A 20278-nucleotide genomic window follows, 5' to 3' on the forward strand; every position below is an offset into this window, starting at 1 on the left:
GAAAAAGGAGGGAAAAAGATGATTGAATTTAAACTCCCTGATATAGGAGAAGGAATGCATGAAGGAGAAATTCTTCAATGGTTTATACAAGAAGGAGAACTCGTGAAGCAAGATCAACCTATATTAGAAATCCAAACGGATAAAGTAAATGCCGAATTAACAGCACCAGCAACAGGGAAAATTATTAAACTCTTCTTTAATGAAGGTGAAGTCGTAGAAGTTGGAAATACATTATTTCAAATTCTAGAAGAGAACGAGACTTTCATTCCAGCACCGCCCATCGTCGTGGAACCACCTTCTAATAATGAAGAAAAAGAAATGAAACCGATTACAAACACTCAAGAAGTTACTATAAATCGCCCTTTAGCTACTCCATATGTACGACAATTAGCACGTGAATTAAATATTGATCTTCAGCTTGTAAACGGAACGGGACCCGCAGGCAGAATCACTGAACATGATCTACAAAACTATCAGAAACCACAACCCATTCAAGAAGTAGAACCTATTCTATCCGTTCAACATCCATGCCATACACAGGAAGAGCGAATTCCTCTTAAAGCGATTCGTAAAAAAATAGCAGAGCATATGGTGAAATCATCTACTATCATCCCTCATGTTACCCATGTAGATGAGCTAGAAATGGATGCATTAAAAACAATGAGAGACCAATTCAAAACGTATGCAGAGCAAAAAAATATTAAACTAACCTTTTTACCGTTCTTTATAAAAGCAATAGTTACCGCTTTACAAGAGTTTAAAATGCTAAATGCTTCTGTAGATGACCACACAAACGAAATCATCGTAAAGAATTATTATCATATCGGCATAGCCACAGACACTCCTGCTGGGCTCATTGTTCCTGTTATAAAAAACGCCAATCAAAAAAGCATTTTCCAGCTTGCTGAAGAAATTAAACAGCTAGCAGCACAAGCTCGTGAAGGAACATTAACGCTTGAGCAAATTACAGGTAGTACCTTCACAATTAGTAATGTAGGTGCAATTGGTGGATTGCATGCAACGCCGATTATTAATCATCCTGAAGTAGCCATCTTAGCGTTGCATAAAATGGAACCACGTATGGTCATTCGTGATTGGGAAGGCGTCATTCGTTACATGATGAATATGTCACTCTCCTTTGATCATCGTGTCATCGATGGCGTTACAGCTGTACGATTTACGAACCGTATAAAAGAATTACTTGAGAATCCTAATTTATTATTTATGGAGATGAACTAGATGGTAGTAGGAGAAATAGTCATTGAAACAGATGTTGTTGTCATAGGTGGAGGCCCGGGTGGATATGCCGCTGCCATACGCCTTGGTCAATTAGGAAAATCTGTCGTTCTCATCGAGAAAGACCAGCTAGGAGGAGTGTGCTTACATCATGGGTGCATCCCTTCCAAAACACTCATCCATTCCGCCGAACAATTTCATAACTTACCTCAGCTAGAGAAAATGGGGATTCATATTCCAGCAGAACAAGCTCTATTTCAGATGGAAGCTTGGCAAAACTGGAAAAACAACATTATTTCTCAATTGAACCAAGGCATTACTCATTTATGTATCGAAAATGATGTAACAATCGTCAAAGGTACTGCCACATTCTTATCGGAAGACCGAATACGAGTAGAAACAAGCAATGATGCTGAAACATATCGCTTCGAGAACGCCATTATCGCTACAGGTTCTAGACCATTCATTCCATCCTTTATTCAAATGGATGGCACGTATATTCTTGATTCAACAGCAGCATTACAAATGCAATCCATCCCCTCTTCTTTAGCCATCATTGGAGGAGGTTATATAGGAATCGAACTAGGAATGGCTTTCGCAAAGTTAGGTACAAGAGTAACCATCATTGAAATGGCAAACCGAATTCTACCTAATATTTCGAAGCATCTCACCCAAGAAGTTATGTTCACTGCTAAAAAGCTCGGTATCACATTCGAAACAGCGACAAAAGTAGAAAAAGTCGCTATTGAAAATAACCAAGTTCACCTGCGTGTTTTCTCAGAACTACAGCAATCTAAAATTCTTATTAGCGACAGAGCACTAGTTACAATTGGTAGAATACCAAATACAGATTCAATCGGCTTAGAACAAGCAGGTATTCAAACCGACGAACATCAATACATCACTGTTGATGAACAGTGTCGCACGAATATACCGCATATATTTGCGATTGGAGACATTACACCTGGTCCTGCTTTAGCGCACAAAGCAGCTAAACAAGGAAAAGTCGCCGCTGAAGTTATAGGAGGCTTACCAAGTGCTATGGATTCAACTCTTGTTCCTTACGTCATTTTCTCTAATCCACAAATCGCGGGTGTTGGCTTAACCCGAGAAGAAGCTGAGCAACAAGGCTTTTCTATTAAAACGGGAACCTTCCCTTTTCGTGCCAACGGTCGAGCTGTGGCAACAAACGAAACACAAGGATTCGCAGAAGTCATTGTTGATGCAGAAACTCACCTCTTGCTCGGTATGCATATAGTTGGAAATGATGCCTCGAATTTAATTGGCGAAGGTGTACTTGCTTTAGAATTAGCAGCTCGTGTAGAAGATATTGCCCTGACCATACATCCACATCCGACACTCGCTGAAGGGTGGTTGGAAGCAGCCGAAGCCGCTTTAGGGCACGCTATTCATATTGTTCAAAAATAGAAGTATTAATCTTGGGGTTTACTCTTTGGAAGAATGCGTCGATATGGAACGGGTGAGGATAAAACAATTGAAGTATTAACATGTCCATAAGGAATAAGACGATCAATTAACATTCTCATACTAGTCATATTCTCAACTGCTGCCTTTAAAATATAACCAATCGTACCTGTTACACGATGCCCTTCTATAACGTCACTATCATTCTTAATAATTTCTTCAAATTCAGAGGGTTTAATTTTTAGTTCACTCACTTGAATAAACATCAGAACATCTAAACCAACAGCCGGCAGGGACACTCTAGCACTAAACTCTTCAATAATGCCTTTTTCACGCAGACGATACAAACGCTCAGATATACTTGGCCGGCTAAGAGCTAGTTTTTTCGATAAATCACTAACCGTAATTCGACTATCCATTTGGAGAAGCTCCAATAATTTAATATCCAATTGATCCATTTCTTTCACCACTTTCAAAAAGAAGGTGCTTTAAAGCAAATGCAATATGTATTTCTACTATTCTATCATCTATAGACAGAAAAAGACCAATGCATTGGAAGCGTATACAAAAAAGGGATAGAAAAGTGGGACCGAACAGAGGTTGTTTGCTGTGAGCTACGTTTTATTCGCCACATCTTGCTGTTTATTCGCCTTATCCCAGAGTTTATTCGCCTCAGTGACTACTTTATTTGCCATAACAAAAGGCAGTTCACACTTGAACTGCCCTTTGTTATTACTTCACAACTGTAACTTTTACTTTTGAAACATGTCCTGTTCCAGGAATTTTCGCGATAATTTCAGTTGTACCAGCTTTTGTTCCTACATTTAATGTAGCAACTCCGTCCTCATCAACAGAAAGTGTATCAATATCGATGACATTTGAATTAGAAGAAGTAAATTCTACATCAGCAATTGTTTCGATACCTTTTACTTTATCTTCGTTCGCTTTATGAGCACCGAAGATAATTTCTTCGTCGAATTGATCAAGTAATGTATACTCTAATTCAACACCTTTATCCCCTGTCTTAATAGCTGTCGTACCTTCTAAAGGAAGTACGTTATGTAACGTAATTTCAGAAGCTTCGATTTGATCATAAACAACGTCAAATGCTCTCATAAGGAAAATAGCGTAATCTCCACGCTTTGCATTTTGGTTTGTCCCAAACTGTGTTTTTGAAATACCATTTGTAATTTCGAAATCCACAAGCGCTGAAACAGCTTCTTTATATTGAGGGGCTACATCAGTAAACTTAGTGTTTGAAATCGCTTCCAATTCAAAGCCTCTTTGAATCCAAATAGCTAGTTCACCACGTGTGATTTTATCACTTACACCAAATTTAGTTGGGGTTTTTCCTGAAGTGATTCCGGCTTTTTTAAGCGCGTTAATATATGGAGCAGTACGTGCAGGAACATCTGTGAAAACAGATGTTTTTTCTGTTAAGTCTACATCTAATCCTAGAACTTTAACTAAAAGAACAGCCGCATCTTGACGAATAATATTCTCATGAACACCAAACTTCTTGTCACTTAAACCATTGGCACCCATTTCTACCACGAAGTCTACCGCGTCTTTATACTTTGTTTCTACATCTGTGAAAGATGCTGCCATTGCTGCTGGAGCTATTGCTGTAGCTACAACCGTTGCAGTCGCTGCTGTTGCAATAAACTTATTAAACGATTTTGCTTGAAAAGTCATAAAATAAATCTCTCTCTTTCTATTCTATAATTGCATGCAAACCAAGGCGTTAATAATATTCTAATAAAATAAAATTAACAACTATAAATACTAGAAAAATAGTAAATATACTATTTTTTCAGCAACTTCTATTATAATTGTTATATTAAAAAAATAAAATATGTTTAGATATGTTTTATTTTTGTACATATTTAATTCATTTTTTGTTCATAAAAAGAGGTTTTCTATTTAAAAGAGAGTCTATATTTATCTGAAGAACATTAATTCAAGATTTCTAATCTTAATTTGATGACATAATTAGATATGAGGTGAATCTCTTATGTTTTTAGTATTTTAATCTAACATTTTCATAATTGATTCAACTTAATATAGATACATAAAAGTTCAGTAAGATAGACCTAATTATAAATTAAAAAAGCTCTATGGAGATTTCTCCATAGAGCTTTTGCTATTTTTCATTTAATTCACTTTAAAAAGGTATTTTACTCACTTACTGTTAAATCTTCTGTTTGAGTAACTTTACCATTTTCATCAGTAACCTTCACAATGACTTTTAATTTAGAAAGATCAGTCAACCAATCTTTTCCTTTTACTGACGTACTAATAATTGTATCCTTAGGAAGAGTAGTTTTAAATTCTGTACTACCTTCAGCTCCAGGACCGTACTTAATTTCTTCACCATTTTCATCATATGTGTTTAGATAGCCGCTCCAAGTATTATCTTTTTGATAAACTGGTTCTCCATCTACATAGTAAATAATCTCTACGTTCTCTGCAGATAAATCAATTTCTTTATTAAGTTTGAAATCTACAAATAATTGCGGAGTTGCATTATGTCTTAAAGCTGCATCTAAAATTACTGGTGCTAAGCTATTCTCGACTTATACCACATTTCGTATATGGGCTTTCGTTTCGAGCCTACACCGTACAGGCGGCTTTCACCGCATACGGCGTGCCATCAGCAGTTATTTAACCACTGACTAGATTCCTTCGCTCCTATCAGTTTTCCCCTCTTTCTATGTTTCCATAGAAATACAAACGGCTGATTGTCATCACTACTACGAACCTGCTGCCATCTTACTAGTTTCAATGGTGCTAACACACCTCTTCTAGCAAGACTTCAAACGTTCCATTGTTTCTGTCCCTCTTTTTGATAACCTTAGGCTTCCACTATTCAGGAATGAGAAAGACCAGTTTAATAGTCAATTGTTCTAATCTCCATTACATGATTTCAAATGTAAGGATGAATGCTAAACCCCTAGCTATTCGTAGCATTCACTACCTCACCCTGCCTAACATGGATTCGTCTCCTAGCCATAGCTACCTTTTATGGAGCCCCGCCTCAACTTCATGAGTACGACTTCACCTGACTTCACCCCTTCTGTTTGTTAGAACATCTCTGGATGCAGGAGGATTAGGCTATTGCAGTATGACTATTTCGCAATAATAGGAATTTAATCTATTTTCAGTAAACAACAGTTAGAAGCACTGCCTCATAAAATAACGGAAACATTATGAGGCAGTTCAACCACTTATTTCGCTAATAAATTAGCTTATAAAGTAACGTTTCGTTTATTTTTGTTGAGGAGTTAATCCTTCAAAAGCTGTTTTAATTGCAGCAGTTGCAAGATTTACTTGTTCAACAGTTTTACCTTTTACATCAATTGCCAATGCATCAGTTACTGCTTTCCAGCTTGCTACTGTATAATCAGCTTCAGTTTTAGTTTTCATTTCAGCTTCAGTTTTAGATTTTTCTGCATTGAATTTCTCAATAGCTTCCGCTAAAGCTTTCGCTGCATCTACATCACCTTGCGCATCTTTATCGCCATTAATTTTGAATGATTTAGATACATCACCTACTGATACAGTAACATTTACGAAATCTTCAGCTTTGAATCCATCAATTGTAGCTAGCGCACTATTGTTATTAGTTATTGTTAGTGAATTTGCAGTATTTGGTTTTACAAGTAATTTAATTTCAGGTAAATATTCACTTGTTGCATTATCTAATACATGCATAACACCATAGCTATCTACCACTGCAAAGTCAACGTTTTCAGCTACTTTAGAGCTTGTAAATTTAACAGCAGATAATTCTTTAATATCATCGAACGTTGTTTTATTTGCATAAATAGCATCTGCTGATGTTGTATCTTCAGCAACAACTTTTAATGATGTAATAGTTGGTTTAACTTTCGATACATTTACCTCTTGCTTAAATACATCACCAGTTGCATTAATTGTTACAGTTATATCAGCCTTTGCTTCTTTAGCATCTGTTGCATAAGGAACAGTACCTGGATTCAATTGATCTACTTGTCCTGATACTTTCAACCATGCTGGTGCATCAACTGAATAATCTTGTCCTGCAACTAATTTAACTTTAGATCCATTATCAAGAACACCGTAAACTGTAATATCTTTTGTATATCCATTTGAAGCTCTATCAGCTAAATCTGCTCCAACTTCATCAAAGATGTTGCCGATTTTTTCAACTTCATATGATACATATTCAGTTCCATCTGTTACGCGGAATGCAACTGTTTTTTCGCTACCAGAAATAGGAGATGTTTCATCTTTCTTTTGGATAGCAACTGTTACTTTTTCAGATCCAATTACATATTTACCTTCAACTTGAGGTACAAGTGTTACTACACCATTATTTGAAACTTGAATAACACCTTTATCAGCATCTGTTGCTTTTTCTTCAGTGAAAACTAATTTATATGCATCATCTGCAAATATTTTTGCTTTTTGAGCATTTGTTAATTCACGCTCATATTGATCAATTACTTTAACTCCCGCTAAACTAATAGTAGTAGTAGCGCTTGGTCCTGCCAATAGGGTTGTTTTCACATCACTAGTTAAACCATCGATACGAACTGGTTTAGCAGCTTCTTTCACTTGGATATTTTGGATAGCTGTTTTGTTCGCAGCTGTAACAGCTACAATTGTTTTATATGAAGACTGAGTATCATTTGATAAGTCTAAATATACGCCTGTTTTGCCATCTTTTGTTGTCCAATCAGATGTTGTAACAGAACCACCAGATAATGCTACACCGCGTTTTGTATCTTTTAATACATTTACATCTGTAATAGCATTGCCGTCTTTATCTGTTACTTCGATAGGTAAGAATGTTTTTTCTCCCGCTACCACTAATTCTGGTGTATTAATTACTGCTGTTTCCGCACGTTTTCCTTCTGCAACAGTAATCTTCAGGCTAGAGTTTTTACCAGTAGATGTTGCGATTGCCATTACAGTTGTTTCTCCTACTACTAAACCAGTAGTTGGTTTCTCAACTCTAAGTGCTACGCGATCTTTTCCATCAACAGTAATTGTTTCGAAAGTGTTTGCAACATCTGCAACTAAAGGATTTGTTTCATTTAATACGATATTTTGTTTCTCACCTGATGCTTTTAATTCATCAGCTGATAAAACTTTACCATATTGGTCAACTGCATCTACTAATACATAAAATTTATCTTTTGTTAAATCTGTAGTTTCTGTTAATGTTTTACCATCTTTATTGTATAAAGAAGCTAGTGTAACATCCGCTACTTGTGATTTTGCCGAAACTTTCACTGTTTTAGTAGCTGATTTTCCTGTTTCACCATGTACTAAAGTTAAAGTAAGTGTATCGCCTTCTTTTACTTTATCTTTTGTAACGTTAATAGTAACGATTGATTTTGATTGAGTAATAGTAGGCGTACCAGTTACTACAGTACCAGCAGCATTTGCAATTAGTGAAGTTGTTTTCGTGATATCTTCACCATATTGGTTTTTCACTTGATATCCCACAGTTACTGAAGAAGCGTCAGCATTTAATACAGCATTTTCAGATAAAATCTCAACAGATCCTACCTTTTCGTTAGTTACTGTTACTGATCCAGTTAATTTTTGCTCACCTGATGTTGCATTTACAGAATATGTTCCTTCAGTCATTTTTCCAGATAATTCGATAACAGCTGTTTTGTTATCAGCACTTAAAGTTACTGATTCAGTATTGATTTTAGCTGAACCTTTTTTCACTTCAATTGTAGCTTTACTATCTACTGCAGAAGTAAATTTCACTTCGATTTTCTTAGCACCAATAGCATTCACACTCTCAACAGCTAAAGCTTTTTGAGCTACTTTAAATGCTTCAGCAGTTTTAGCTTCTCCTGCTTTGTAAGCAACAGATACTACTACACTTTGCTCAGCAGCAGCTTGCTCAACAGCTGGAACTGTAATTTCAACTGTTTTCTTATCATCAGCAAGTTTAACAGCAGAAGGAGTTACATCTGTAGCTTCTTTTCCATCGATTGATTGAGTTAATTTGAAATCTGCAGCAGTTACTGCTTCTACTTCTTTATCAAGAGTAACTGTTACATTGCCGTTTTCAGCTTTTACAGCTTCTACTTTTGCATCTGAAGCAGCAGGGTTCTTAGCAGCATCAGCTCTATATAAGAAGATTGCGAATTGTCCACGTGTTGCTTTATCTTCTGTTCCAAATTGAGTACCGTTCTTACCAGTTGTAACATCATTAGCAATAAGAGCTTGAACCGCATCATAATATCGTCCTGTTTTAGAAACATCTGTAAACTGCTTATCAGAAGTTCCTTCTAATTTGAATCCTTTAGCAATCCAAATAGCTAATTGTCCACGAGTTATTTCTTCATATGCGCCAAATTGAGTATCTGATTTACCAGTTGTAATACCCGCTTTTACTAAAGCATCTACGTATTTAGCCTTTTCTGATTTAACGTCTGAGAATTGTGTTTTAGTAACCGAATTATCAACTTCTAATCCTAATACTGTTACTAATTGAATAGCAGCATCTAAACGAGTGATATTATCAGTTACACCAAATTGAGTAGCTGATTTACCATTTGTTGCACCTTTATCTAATAGAAATTTAACTGCATCGTAATAAAGTCCATCTTTTTTAACATCTGTGAAGTCAGAAACTGACGCCGCAGATGCTAATGGAGCAATAGCACCAGCAACAAGAGTTGCAGTAGCAGCAGTTGCTACGAATTTGCGATAATCTTTTGATTTATAAGCCATGTAAAAAAACCTCCCGTTTTTGTTCAAAAATCCCCTGATTTTCAATTATTTCTATTTCCCCAATTGATAAATTCCATTGGAAATTCTTCTTAATAGAAAAGACATAGAAAAATACCTTAACTACAATCCCTGACAAACTTCTATTTTATTAAAATAGTAACTTTGTCTTATGTATGGTAAAACATATCTTCAAATCCATGTTTTACATACAAGGGAAAGATACGTTTTATATTATACATAATAAATAAATAAATGCAAAAAATAATAATTTAATAAAATTTTAGATTATTCGTTTTAAGTATCCTTATATAACTAGAACCCTTTGTAAAACTTGGTAAAATTAAACTTTAAAGGTTTTTAATTGTTTATAATTCCAGTATTTATAATGTCACCTTATTATATTTTGGAATAATTTTGAACATAAAGGTAGTTATACCATATTAAACCAAAATATATTTCCACTACCATAAATTATCAATATATTGATAAAACAAATTCTTTTTTTAAAATCTTCTCATCGCAAACAGAAAAAGCTCCATAAAAATTTCTTTCAACCAATATCCAATAAGTCTTTTGTACAACTAGTCGCAATGGTCCACTTCATTACCTCTCTCTTAAATGCACAACAGGTACATTTAATAATCGATGCGATAATTATTGAAGAGAACAACAAAATACTCAATTAGGCTTTGTTGAGTCTTATCGAATTTATAATATATGAAGTTTATCTTTATTACATTTTATAAGTAAGAAAAAGCCCTACGGAGATATTCTCCATAGAGCCTTTCTTCTAGTCAACTAATGTTCGACATATTTAAGATGATAACAGACATCAATCCCTATTTTGGGGTTCGGCAATTATAATAGGATCCGATTGTCCATTTTTAGTAATCATAATTACACATTTACCTTCGTTAGTATCTTTACCTTCATTCAGCAACTTTACCATAAGGTAACGATACTCCAACAAAATCTGCTTTGCATAAGCTATTATATTACTAAGGTGGCTAATATCCCACTTAATATTTAAATCTAAAATAGCTTGAATAGCAGTTGCAACGTCCTCCTTAGCAGCATCGCTATTCTCTGCTTATACCATAAAATAGCATTATGATTTTCGTTCCAAGCCTTCACCATATACGGTGTGCCATCTGCAATTACCATAACCACCGACTAGGTTCCTTCGCTCTTATCAGTTTTATCCTCTTTCTATGAATACAAACGGCTGATGGTCATCACTACTATAAACCTGCCACCATCTCACTAACCTCATTGGTACTAACACACCTCTTTTAGCAAAACTTCAAACTTTCCATTGTTTCTATCTCTACATTTGATATTCTTAGGTTTCCACTATTCAGGAATGAGAAAGGCCAGTTTAATAGCCAATTATGCTGATTTCCATTACACCATCACATGTATAAGGATGAATGCTAACTCCTAGCTATTCGTAACATTCACTACCTCATCCTGCCTAAACATGGATCCGCCTCCTAACCATAGCTACCTTTTATAGAGCCCCCGCCTCAATCTTCTTTATGTACGACACTTCACCTGACTTCACCCCTTATGTCTGTTACAACATCAATAGATGCAGGAGGATTAAGCGTTTGTTTGTTGGATATTGAATAAGAATAACACTTATTACATTATTCAGAAAACAACAGTTAAGAAAAATACCCCATAACAACCATGAATAACATCATTAATTGTATGGGGTATTTCATCCACTTATTTCGCTAGTGAACTAGCTTACTAAATAACGTTTCGTTTATTATTTAGCAGGAGTTGCATCAAATGTAATTTCTGAAATATCAAGAGTGAAATCACCAAGAATATCAGACTTCATATCAACTTTTTGGTTTTCCAATGCCACTGGTTTTAAGTCTGTTACTGTATCATTTGCAGGGTCTAATTCCACAGTTGCAACATTCTTAGCATATACTTTATATGTGTTTTCAGCAGTTTTTTCATAGAATGCGAATGCTAGTTTATTTTCGCCATTCTCTACCCAAAGATTACCCCATGTATCTGGCGAAGTTGGTAATGAGCCATCACCTAAAATTACTTCATCAGCACTAACTTCACCTGTAATCTTCAATGTTACTTTACCATCTTTTACTTCAATAGAAGGTGTAAGGCCAAAATGAGTTAAATCACTATCAAAATTAAATGGATCACCATTATTCACACCTTCAGTAGGTTGATTCAAAAATGCTGCTTCAAAGTCAGCTTTTAATTTCGCTGCTACTGCTTCATAGCGATCAATTTCAGTTTTTTGAGCTTCTAATTTAGCGAAATCAGCACTAAAATCAATTGCTTTTGCACCTTTAGCTATTGCTGCATCTACTTTAGCTTTTGCTGCATCATATTGTGCTTTTGCTGTATCTAAAGCTGCATCGTCAAGAATTGAATTAGCTACACTTAATGTTAATTTAGCTAACTCTTCATTAGCAGTTACAATTGCAGCTTCCTTTTCTTGAACAGTTCCTTGTGACACTTTATCTCCGTTAATTTTGAATGATTTTTCTAAACCATCTACAGACGCTGTTACATTAACAAAGTCAGTATCCTTGAATCCATCAATAGTAGCTGCTGCACTATTGTTATGAGTAATAGTAATTGAGTTAGCAGTATTTGGTTGTACTAATAACTTAATTGATGGTAAATATGCTAGATTATCAACTGCAGCAGTTGCAAGTTCTGCATTATTTAACACACGCATTACACCATAGCTATCTACAACAGCAAAGTCAACATTTTTAGCAACTGTAGAGCTTGTAAAGTTAGCACCTGTAACTTCTTTTAAATCTTCGAAATCAGCTTTTTCATCTGCTGTGTATACAGTATCTGCATCTACTGTATCTTCAGAAACTACTTTTAATGAAGTAATTGTAGGTTTCACTTTAGAAACAGTTACTTCCTCAGCAAATTTATCACCAGTCGCGTTAATAGCAACTGTTACAGTTGTTTTTACTTCTTTAGCATCTGTCGCATATGGAACATTAGATGGGTTAAGTGTACCTTCAGTTGGTTGCAACCACTTAGGTGCGTCTACTGAATAATCAGTTCCAGCATCTAACTTAATTTTTGAACCATTATCAAGTACACCGTAAACTACAACATCTTTTGTATATGCTTTAGTAGTATCATTATCATCAACTAAGCCTGCTCCAACTTCGTCAAGGATGTTACCGATTTTTTCAACTTCATATGATACATACTCAGTTCCATCAGTTACACGGAAAGTAATTGTTTTCTCACTTCCTGAAACTTTAGTTCCATCAGCTTTCTCAATTGAAACTGTTACTTTTTCTGTACCAATTACATACTTATCATCTTTTTTAGCTTCAAGTGTTACTACACCCTTATCAGTAACTTGAATAACACCTTTATCAGTTGCTGGCTTTTCTTCTACAACTGCTGGTTTTTCTTCAGCGAAAACAAGTTTATAATCACCATCTGTGAATAATTTAGTTTTCTGTTCAGTTGTTAATTCACGCTCATACTGATCGATTACCTTTGTACCAGCTAAGCTGATAGTAGTAGTAGCATTATCTTTTGCTAATAATGTAGTTTTCACATCGCTAGAAACACCATCAACACGTACTGGTTTAGCAGCTTCTTTTACTTGGATGTTCTGAATTGCTGTTTTGTTAGTAGCTGAGATTGCTACAATTGACTTGTAAGAAGATGCAGTTTCATCTTGTAAATCTAAATATACACCTGTCTTACCGTCTTTTGTTGTCCAATCATCAGTTTTAACTGAACCAGATAATGTTACACCACGTTTTGTATCTTTTAAGATTTTAACATCTGTAATAACATTTCCTTCTTTATCTGTAACTTCAACAGGTACGAATGTTTTCTCACCAGCTACTACTAAATCAGGAGTGTTAATTACAGCAGAATCTGCACGTTGTCCTTCAGCTACTGTAATCTTTAATGTAGAATGGTTACCAGTTGAAGTTGCAATAGCCATTACAGTATTTTCTCCAACTACCAATGATGAAGTTGAATCTAATGCAAGAGCTACTTTCTCTTCACCTTTTACAGTTACTGTAGTAAATTCAGTAGAAACTTTTGTAACTAATGGATTTGTTTGATTCAATACAACGTTTTGGTTAGTACCAGATGTATGCAAATCAGAAGCTGTTAAAGCTTTACCATATTGGTCAACTGCATCCACTAATACGTAGAATTTATCTTTCTTTAAATCAGTTGTTTCGGATAATGTTTTACCATCTTTGTTGTATAAAGATCCAAGTGTAACATCAGCTACTTGTGATTTTGCAGATACTTTCAACATTTTAGTTGCTGATTTTCCTGTTTCACCGTGTACTAAAGTTAAAGTAATTGCGTCCCCTTCTTTTGCCTTCTCAGAATCCACATTAATTGTTACAATCCCTTTAGATTGTGTCGGTGAAGCTTGACCTTTAACTACTGCTCCAGCTGCATTTGCAATGATTGAAGTTGTTTTTGTAATATCTTCACCATATTGGTTTTTCACTTGGTATCCAACAGTTACTGCAGTAGAGTCTGCATTTAATACTGCATTTTCAGAAAGGATTTCAACAGAGTCAACTTTTTCGTTTGTCACTGTTACTGATCCTGTTAATGTTTTTTCACCTGAAGTTGCATTTACAGTGTAAGTGCCTTCAGTCATTTTACCAGCCATTTCAATTACAGCTGTTTTGTTGTCTGCACTTAAAGTAACTTTTTCAGTGTTTACTTTAGAAGAACCTTTTTTCACTTCAAAAGTAGTTTTGCTATCTACTGGTGCAGTGAACTTAACTTCGATTTGTTTAGCGCCAATTGCACTTACACCCTCAACAGCTACTTCAGTAGAAGCTACTTTAAACGCTTCAGCAGCCTTAGCTTCACCTGATTTATATGCAGCAGTGATAACTACGCTTTGCTCTTTTTCAGCTGCTTCGATAGCAGGAATTGTAAGTTCAACTGTTTTCTTGTCTTCAGCTAGTTTAGCTTCAGTTGCTACAACTTCAGTAGCATCTTTACCGTCGATAGCTTGAGTTAATTTGAAGTCTTCAGCTTTCACAGCTTCTACTTCTTTATCAAGAGTAACAGTTACTTTACCATTTTCAGCTTTCACTGCATCTACAACTGCGATTGGGTGAATTGCAAGATCTGCTTTATATAAGAAGATTGCAAATTGACCACGAGTTGCTTGCTCAGCAGTACCGAATTGTGTTTCTGATTTACCGCTTGTTACTTTATTTTCAACTAAAGCTGAAACAGCTGATTTATATTGTTCAGCAACGTCAGTGAATTTCACATCTGATTTGCCTTCTAATTTGAAACCTTTTGCAATCCAAATAGCTAATTGACCACGAGTGATTTCTTCAGTTGCGCCAAAAGTAGTTTCAGTTTTACCTTGAGTGATGCCAGCTTTAACAAGTGCATCTACATACTTAGCAGTACGTTCTGGAACGTCTGTGAATTTAGTTGTTTTAATAGTGTCATCTACTTCAAGACCTAATACTTTTACTAATTGTGCAGCAGCGTCTTGACGAGTGATGTTATCTGCTACACCAAATTGTGTATCAGTTTTACCTTGAGTAGCTTCTTTGTCTAATAAGAATTGAACTGCATCTTTATATTGTGGCGCAACGTCAGTGAAGTCTTTCACATTAGTTACAGCAGCAGATGCTAATGGAGCGATAGCACCAGCAACAAGAGTTGCGGTAGCAGCAGTTGCTACGAATTTGCGATACGATTTTGGTTGGTAAGCCATTGAGTAAATCCTCCCCGATATGTAAAATCTTTTTATTTCTATCAAATACTATATTTGATAGATCTGATAGCTCTTATTCCCTCGAAAATACCATTTTAATATAATTAATATATAGGTAAGTCAAAGAGAAAAAGAACTATAACTAACTTAGTTACAGCCTATTGTTTCGGATTTTAATTACTATCTAAATTTTTTATTATTTTGTAGTTTTTAGATAACAACCCTTGTTTATAGGCGTTTTTCAAATACAACCCCATTATACACACTATACTAAAAAAATTAAATGTTTATATTAAATCTATTTTTCTAACATTTGTTACATTTAAGTGAAATCCTTTTTATACACTATATTGAAATAAAATTAAAAAAGGGAAATTTCTTCATAATAATTCACTAAAACAAACCAAAATCAGACGAAAAATCCCATTAAAAAGAGAGAAAATAACATTATTTAAAAATTATTCAAGAAATCACAAGTTGAATTGTGAAATAAATATGAAATAAATATAAAATTCACTTAATTCATTTTTCAAATTTACAAGTAGCTCCTATTATTCATATAATATGGAAATTAAATATACGTACCACTATTCTCATATCAATTTAGCTATATAAACAAAATCAACGATTTAAGGGATGTCATTTTTTATAAAAATACGATATGATAACAAGAAACTTTTATATATGGAAACTATTAATATAGAAAGAAGGAGTGTTTGCAATGGGAATTCACACATATTTTAAGAGCTTAACAAAGTTAGAGCGAATCGAACGTTGTCCAGGAGAGTTTATGTTTGAAAGACATACTGTTGCAAGTCATTCTTTCAAGGTGGCACAATATGCTCAGTTTCTTGGAACAGTGGAAGAACTAAATGGTACAACCATTGATTGGAAGTTATTATACGAGAAAGCTTTAAATCACGATTATCCAGAAATATTCATCGGTGATATTAAAAGCCCCGTTAAATATTGGACACCTGAACTTCGTACCATGCTACAAAAAGTAGAAGAAGGCATGACAGCCAAGTTTATCGAAACAGAGTTTCCAGAGGAATTTCAAGCCATCTACCATGAGAAGCTGAAAGAAGGTAAAGATGATACGGTTGAAGGTAAGATTTTAGCTGTTGCCGATAAGGTCGATCAGATTTATGAGGCATTTACTGAAATTCAGCGTGGTAATGCAGAACCTGCTTTTGTCGATATATATCGTGATTCTGTTATTGCGATTAAAGATATAGACTTGAAGTGCGTTGATTATTTCCTTGAGCACGTTCTGACGGAAATGGTTGATGAGGATATGATTTCTACGGTTAATGTGAGGAAGATAACGAAAGAAGCACTAAGCTCATGATGAGCTTAGTGCTTCTTATCTTTCTAGAAATATATAAACTTCTATCCAATCATTTATCTTAATCCACTTTTTACAGTTTTACCTGTTCTAACTTTGTTCCACCTTGTTTTACTTGAATATCGATTTTATACTCTTTATATTTCTCTTTTAGCTTCTTACCATATTTCTCCGCAATCGCTTTCGCTTGTTCTTTCTTCATATCAGCGCTCACTTCGAAATCTAGTAGAACCATTTTCCCGCTATCTTCTGTCACGATTAAACTAATTTGTGAAACCCCTTTTTCTTTCGCAATCTCTTTCTTCATGTCTTCATCAGACTTTGTCACATCCAACTTGTCCGTCATATTAGCAGTCTCTTTTACATTTTCCTGCTTCGGTGTTGTTTCTTTCTTCTCTTCTTCACCGCCACCGCAAGCAGACAAGACTAATGCCAAACCGACAGTCAACGTTAAAGCTTTCAGCTGTTTCAACATACGCACCCCCAAATTTATACATGTTAATGTTAGCATAAGTAGTAAAAATATTACAACTAAACAAAAAAAGCGCAAGCGCCTGTTTTGCGACGTATAGATTGGAGCACTTCGACTGAGATAAAGGAAACACGAAGAGCCGGTAGCCGATTCGATGTTGACTTATCGTAGGGAGATGGGCGAAATCTACTAGTCGCTGGGCTCTGGAGCTAGACACCGCACAAATTTATATACTTTCTTATCTAACAAAAAAAAGAAATGCCAACATAATATCGGCATTTCTACTACTCTATTACTGTGCAGATACAGGCTGAACTGTCACCGTTACTTCTTTAGTGAACGTTTCATTTCCCTTTGCAAAAGTTAATGTAATTAACGCAGTATTATCTGTAGCATTAACAGGTGCTTGTCTATTTAACGTAGCTTGTTTCCCTGTGCTATCAATAGAAATATAATTACCTGGATCTACTTTTCCACTAATAGTAACGGATATATCATTATTTGGAGTCTGCCCTATTACTAATGGCTTAACATAGTCTGTAATCAGATTGCTTTGAATTACTATATTCGGAATGACTCTTGAACTCTCATATTTTAAAGCCTCTAAACGTAATTCAGTTCTAATTGTTTCACTTACCTGATTATTCACATCCGTAACGATTGTTTGAACGTACTCCTTAGAAGGAAGGTACATATTCAGTTTCAAAACATATGCTCCTACATTTGCAGATACTATTCCACTAATACCTAACTTTTCTAACGTTGCGAGTACTTCGGTTCCATCGTTATTAAAAGCTGCTCTATATAATGCATCTAATAATACTCTATCATCAACCTTCAATTTCAAACCATTAAAAGCCGTCTGTATAGCTATCGTTGCCTGATTGATTTCCCATGCTGTTTTATCATATACATAATAATCAAGAGCTATTCGCAAAGCATTCCAAGATTCTACTGTATAGAGATTAGTATTTAGCTGTTTGTCATTTACTTTCTTAACCTCTGCTTGAAAAGCTGCAATTGCCCTTGTTCGATCATTATTATTAGGGATGGATGGATTCGTACCAGTAATAGAACCTACATAAGCTCCCTCAAAGGAATAAACAGTACCTGTTCCATTTAAAGTAAGATTAGCATTCACATACATCTTGGTAATAGAACCTGTCACTGTTACAGTAGAGGATCGATTAATATAAACTGTAGGTATATAACCACCTAATGTTACGGATCCATATGTGTCAATCGATACTGTTCCTAACTGACCATTATTCGTAAACCCGTAAGAACTATAAGATGATAAATTTTTAATCGTTGTAGTTCCTGTTACTCTAACAGACGAGTCCAATGACACCGATGCATTCGGTGTATCAATAATTAGATTACCCTCTACCGTAATATTTCTCAGATTAATAGAGCTAGAAGCACTTCCATCAATCGTTAAATCACCTTTAATAGTCCTCGTTCCTGTTGTTGGACCATATGTAATATAAGAGGAACCAGTCGGTCTTACTGTAATGCTTCCATTAGATGTTCCTGCATAGCTAAGGTCATCACTATACCCATAATCATCTGAATAAAAGGTTCTTTCAGTTGTTCCAGAAATGAGTGTATTATCATAAGATAATAGGTTTTTATTAACTGTGATTGTATTCGATGAATAATTGTAACGAGATAAAGTACCATCTGGTAGTGTAATAACTACTATTTCATAGCCATCATTCAGATTGTTGTTACCGTCCCTAACCTTAATAGAAGATGAAGACGGTAAAGAATAACCATTCAGGGTATACTGAGAAATATTAGTCGCATCATTACTTCCGCCATTATATTGCACACCTTCTGAGAACGTAATTTCAATTGTATCCGGACTATTGCCATTTAAATACCCTTTCACACTATTAATAGTGAAAGGAGTGCGGTCAGCAGTAGCTTTAATTGATAAGGAATGTGAATTAGACATATCATTAATTAAGGTTTTATAATTACTTGGCGTATCAACAACCTTAGCTGTAATGGTCGAACTTACATCCGAATTACTCGCCGGAGTTGTTAATATAACAGTCGCTTCACCATCTTGCATCGTAACTTTACTACTTCCTAATGAACCATAAGAAGCACTTAAATCTAATACGATATTATCCGCATCTGTATCTATATCATTTGTCGTTTTGTCTTTTAATTGAAACTTTATTTCCGTTTGTGTTGAGTTGTTACTCTGAACAACTCCTGACTTAGATGTAATTGATAAGGATAAGGCTTCACTTGCCTTTACTGATTGGAAAGTACCAGTTAAACCGTATTGCTCTGCTCCATTGGACTTTAACCCACTAGTTGTAACTTTGTAGCTCTTATCATATTCTAATCCGCTTACTGTCAAAATCACCTTATTATAGCTAGTACTACTTAACTTGACTGAAGTGACCGTTGCACCTTGAACTTTAAATTGACTTTTATCTACCCAATCGACTGGCTGTGAAAATGTTAGTTCCACCTTATTACTTGAAGTCGCTTTCACTTCTTGCAGAACTACTGGCTCAGGAGCGGGAGTCGGAGGGACAGTTGGATTATTCGGATCTGCTTTACTCGCTCTTAATAGGAAGTTAGCAAAGTCACCTCGTTTTGCATTTTGCTGTGTACCAAATGTCGTGCTATTAAGTCCTTTCGTCACATTGTTTTCTACTAGTGCCGATACTGGACCTTTTAAATAAGAAGGTACATCATTAAATGCAATAGATGAAGAACCCTTCAATTTATACCCTCGTTGAATCCAAACCGCTAACTCTCCCCTTGTAATAAGGCCGTCAGAATTAAAGGTGGTTGGGCCTGTCCCATTTGTAATTCCTGCAGCTTTAAGAGCATTGATATATTTCACCGCTCGCTGCGGAACATCTTTGAATCCAGATGCAGGTGCATTATTTATATTTAAACCTAATACTTTCACTAACATGACTGCTGCATCTACACGCTTAATAGATTGGTACACACCAAATTCCGTATTTGAAAAACCTTGAACTCCTTTAGAAGTTACATAATCCACTGCTTCTTTATATTGTGGTTGAACATCTTTAAAAGCAGCCGCTGCACCAATTGGAGCTACTGCAGAAGCTACTAATCCTGCAGTTACTGCAGTTGATATAAATTTATGGAATCTCTTCGTTTGATAAGCCATGAAAATATTCCCCCCTACTATGAATAAATTAATTGTCCTTTTAACATTATCATAAATTTATCCATTATTGGTTAAATTAACAAATAATATTTTCTACTATTTCTGGACAATTTATTAAGAGGAGGTGGA

The 20278-nt window shown here is 35.2% G+C and carries 9 protein-coding genes; 3 read left to right on the forward strand and 6 right to left on the reverse strand.

All coding sequences use genetic code 11. The features are described from left to right. Positions 1 to 18: 18 nt before the first annotated feature. Together TX86_RS17415 and lpdA are read left to right on the forward strand one after the other, a co-directional pair. Entirely contained in the window at positions 19 to 1239 is a 1221-nt protein-coding gene (locus TX86_RS17415; protein ID WP_042350869.1) for a dihydrolipoamide acetyltransferase family protein, read from the forward strand. Continuing rightward, positions 1240 to 2664, forward strand: coding sequence for a dihydrolipoyl dehydrogenase (gene lpdA, locus TX86_RS17420; RefSeq protein WP_042350870.1), 1425 nt, complete (start codon positions 1240 to 1242; stop codon positions 2662 to 2664). It begins immediately after the preceding gene. A gap of 5 nt (positions 2665 to 2669) precedes the next feature. Here the strand turns inward: lpdA and TX86_RS17425 are convergent, their stop codons facing one another. From TX86_RS17425 to TX86_RS17440, 4 genes are all read right to left on the reverse strand, one after another. Then, positions 2670 to 3119, reverse strand: a complete 450-nt coding sequence (locus tag TX86_RS17425; protein ID WP_042350872.1) for an Lrp/AsnC family transcriptional regulator — start codon at positions 3117 to 3119, stop codon at positions 2670 to 2672. Between the two features lie 274 nt (positions 3120 to 3393). Then, positions 3394 to 4356 (reverse strand): S-layer homology domain-containing protein, encoded by a 963-nt coding sequence (locus TX86_RS25875; protein WP_052343723.1) that lies wholly within the window; start codon positions 4354 to 4356, stop codon positions 3394 to 3396. A gap of 1572 nt (positions 4357 to 5928) precedes the next feature. Continuing rightward, on the reverse strand, positions 5929 to 9405 hold the full coding sequence (locus TX86_RS17435) for an S-layer homology domain-containing protein (RefSeq protein ID WP_042350874.1): 3477 nt from the start codon (positions 9403 to 9405) through the stop codon (positions 5929 to 5931). Between the two features lie 1774 nt (positions 9406 to 11179). After that, complete coding sequence (locus tag TX86_RS17440; RefSeq protein WP_042350875.1) at positions 11180 to 15160, reverse strand: S-layer homology domain-containing protein; 3981 nt, start codon at positions 15158 to 15160, stop codon at positions 11180 to 11182. Positions 15161 to 15881: 721 nt separating this feature from the next. Between TX86_RS17440 and TX86_RS17445 the strand changes: the two genes are divergently transcribed. Next, complete coding sequence (locus TX86_RS17445; protein WP_042350877.1) at positions 15882 to 16511, forward strand: HD domain-containing protein; 630 nt, start codon at positions 15882 to 15884, stop codon at positions 16509 to 16511. Between the two features lie 70 nt (positions 16512 to 16581). Here the strand turns inward: TX86_RS17445 and TX86_RS17450 are convergent, their stop codons facing one another. Further along, positions 16582 to 16983, reverse strand: a complete 402-nt coding sequence (locus tag TX86_RS17450) for a cation transporter dimerization domain-containing protein (protein WP_042350879.1) — start codon at positions 16981 to 16983, stop codon at positions 16582 to 16584. A 289-nt stretch (positions 16984 to 17272) separates the two neighbouring features. Beyond that, complete coding sequence (locus tag TX86_RS17455; protein ID WP_042350880.1) at positions 17273 to 20149, reverse strand: S-layer homology domain-containing protein; 2877 nt, start codon at positions 20147 to 20149, stop codon at positions 17273 to 17275. Positions 20150 to 20278: the final 129 nt, after the last annotated feature.

It is taken from the genome of Bacillus massiliigorillae, from assembly GCF_000380245.2.
GTDB lineage: Bacteria > Bacillota > Bacilli > Bacillales > DSM-1321 > Bacillus_AD > Bacillus_AD massiliigorillae.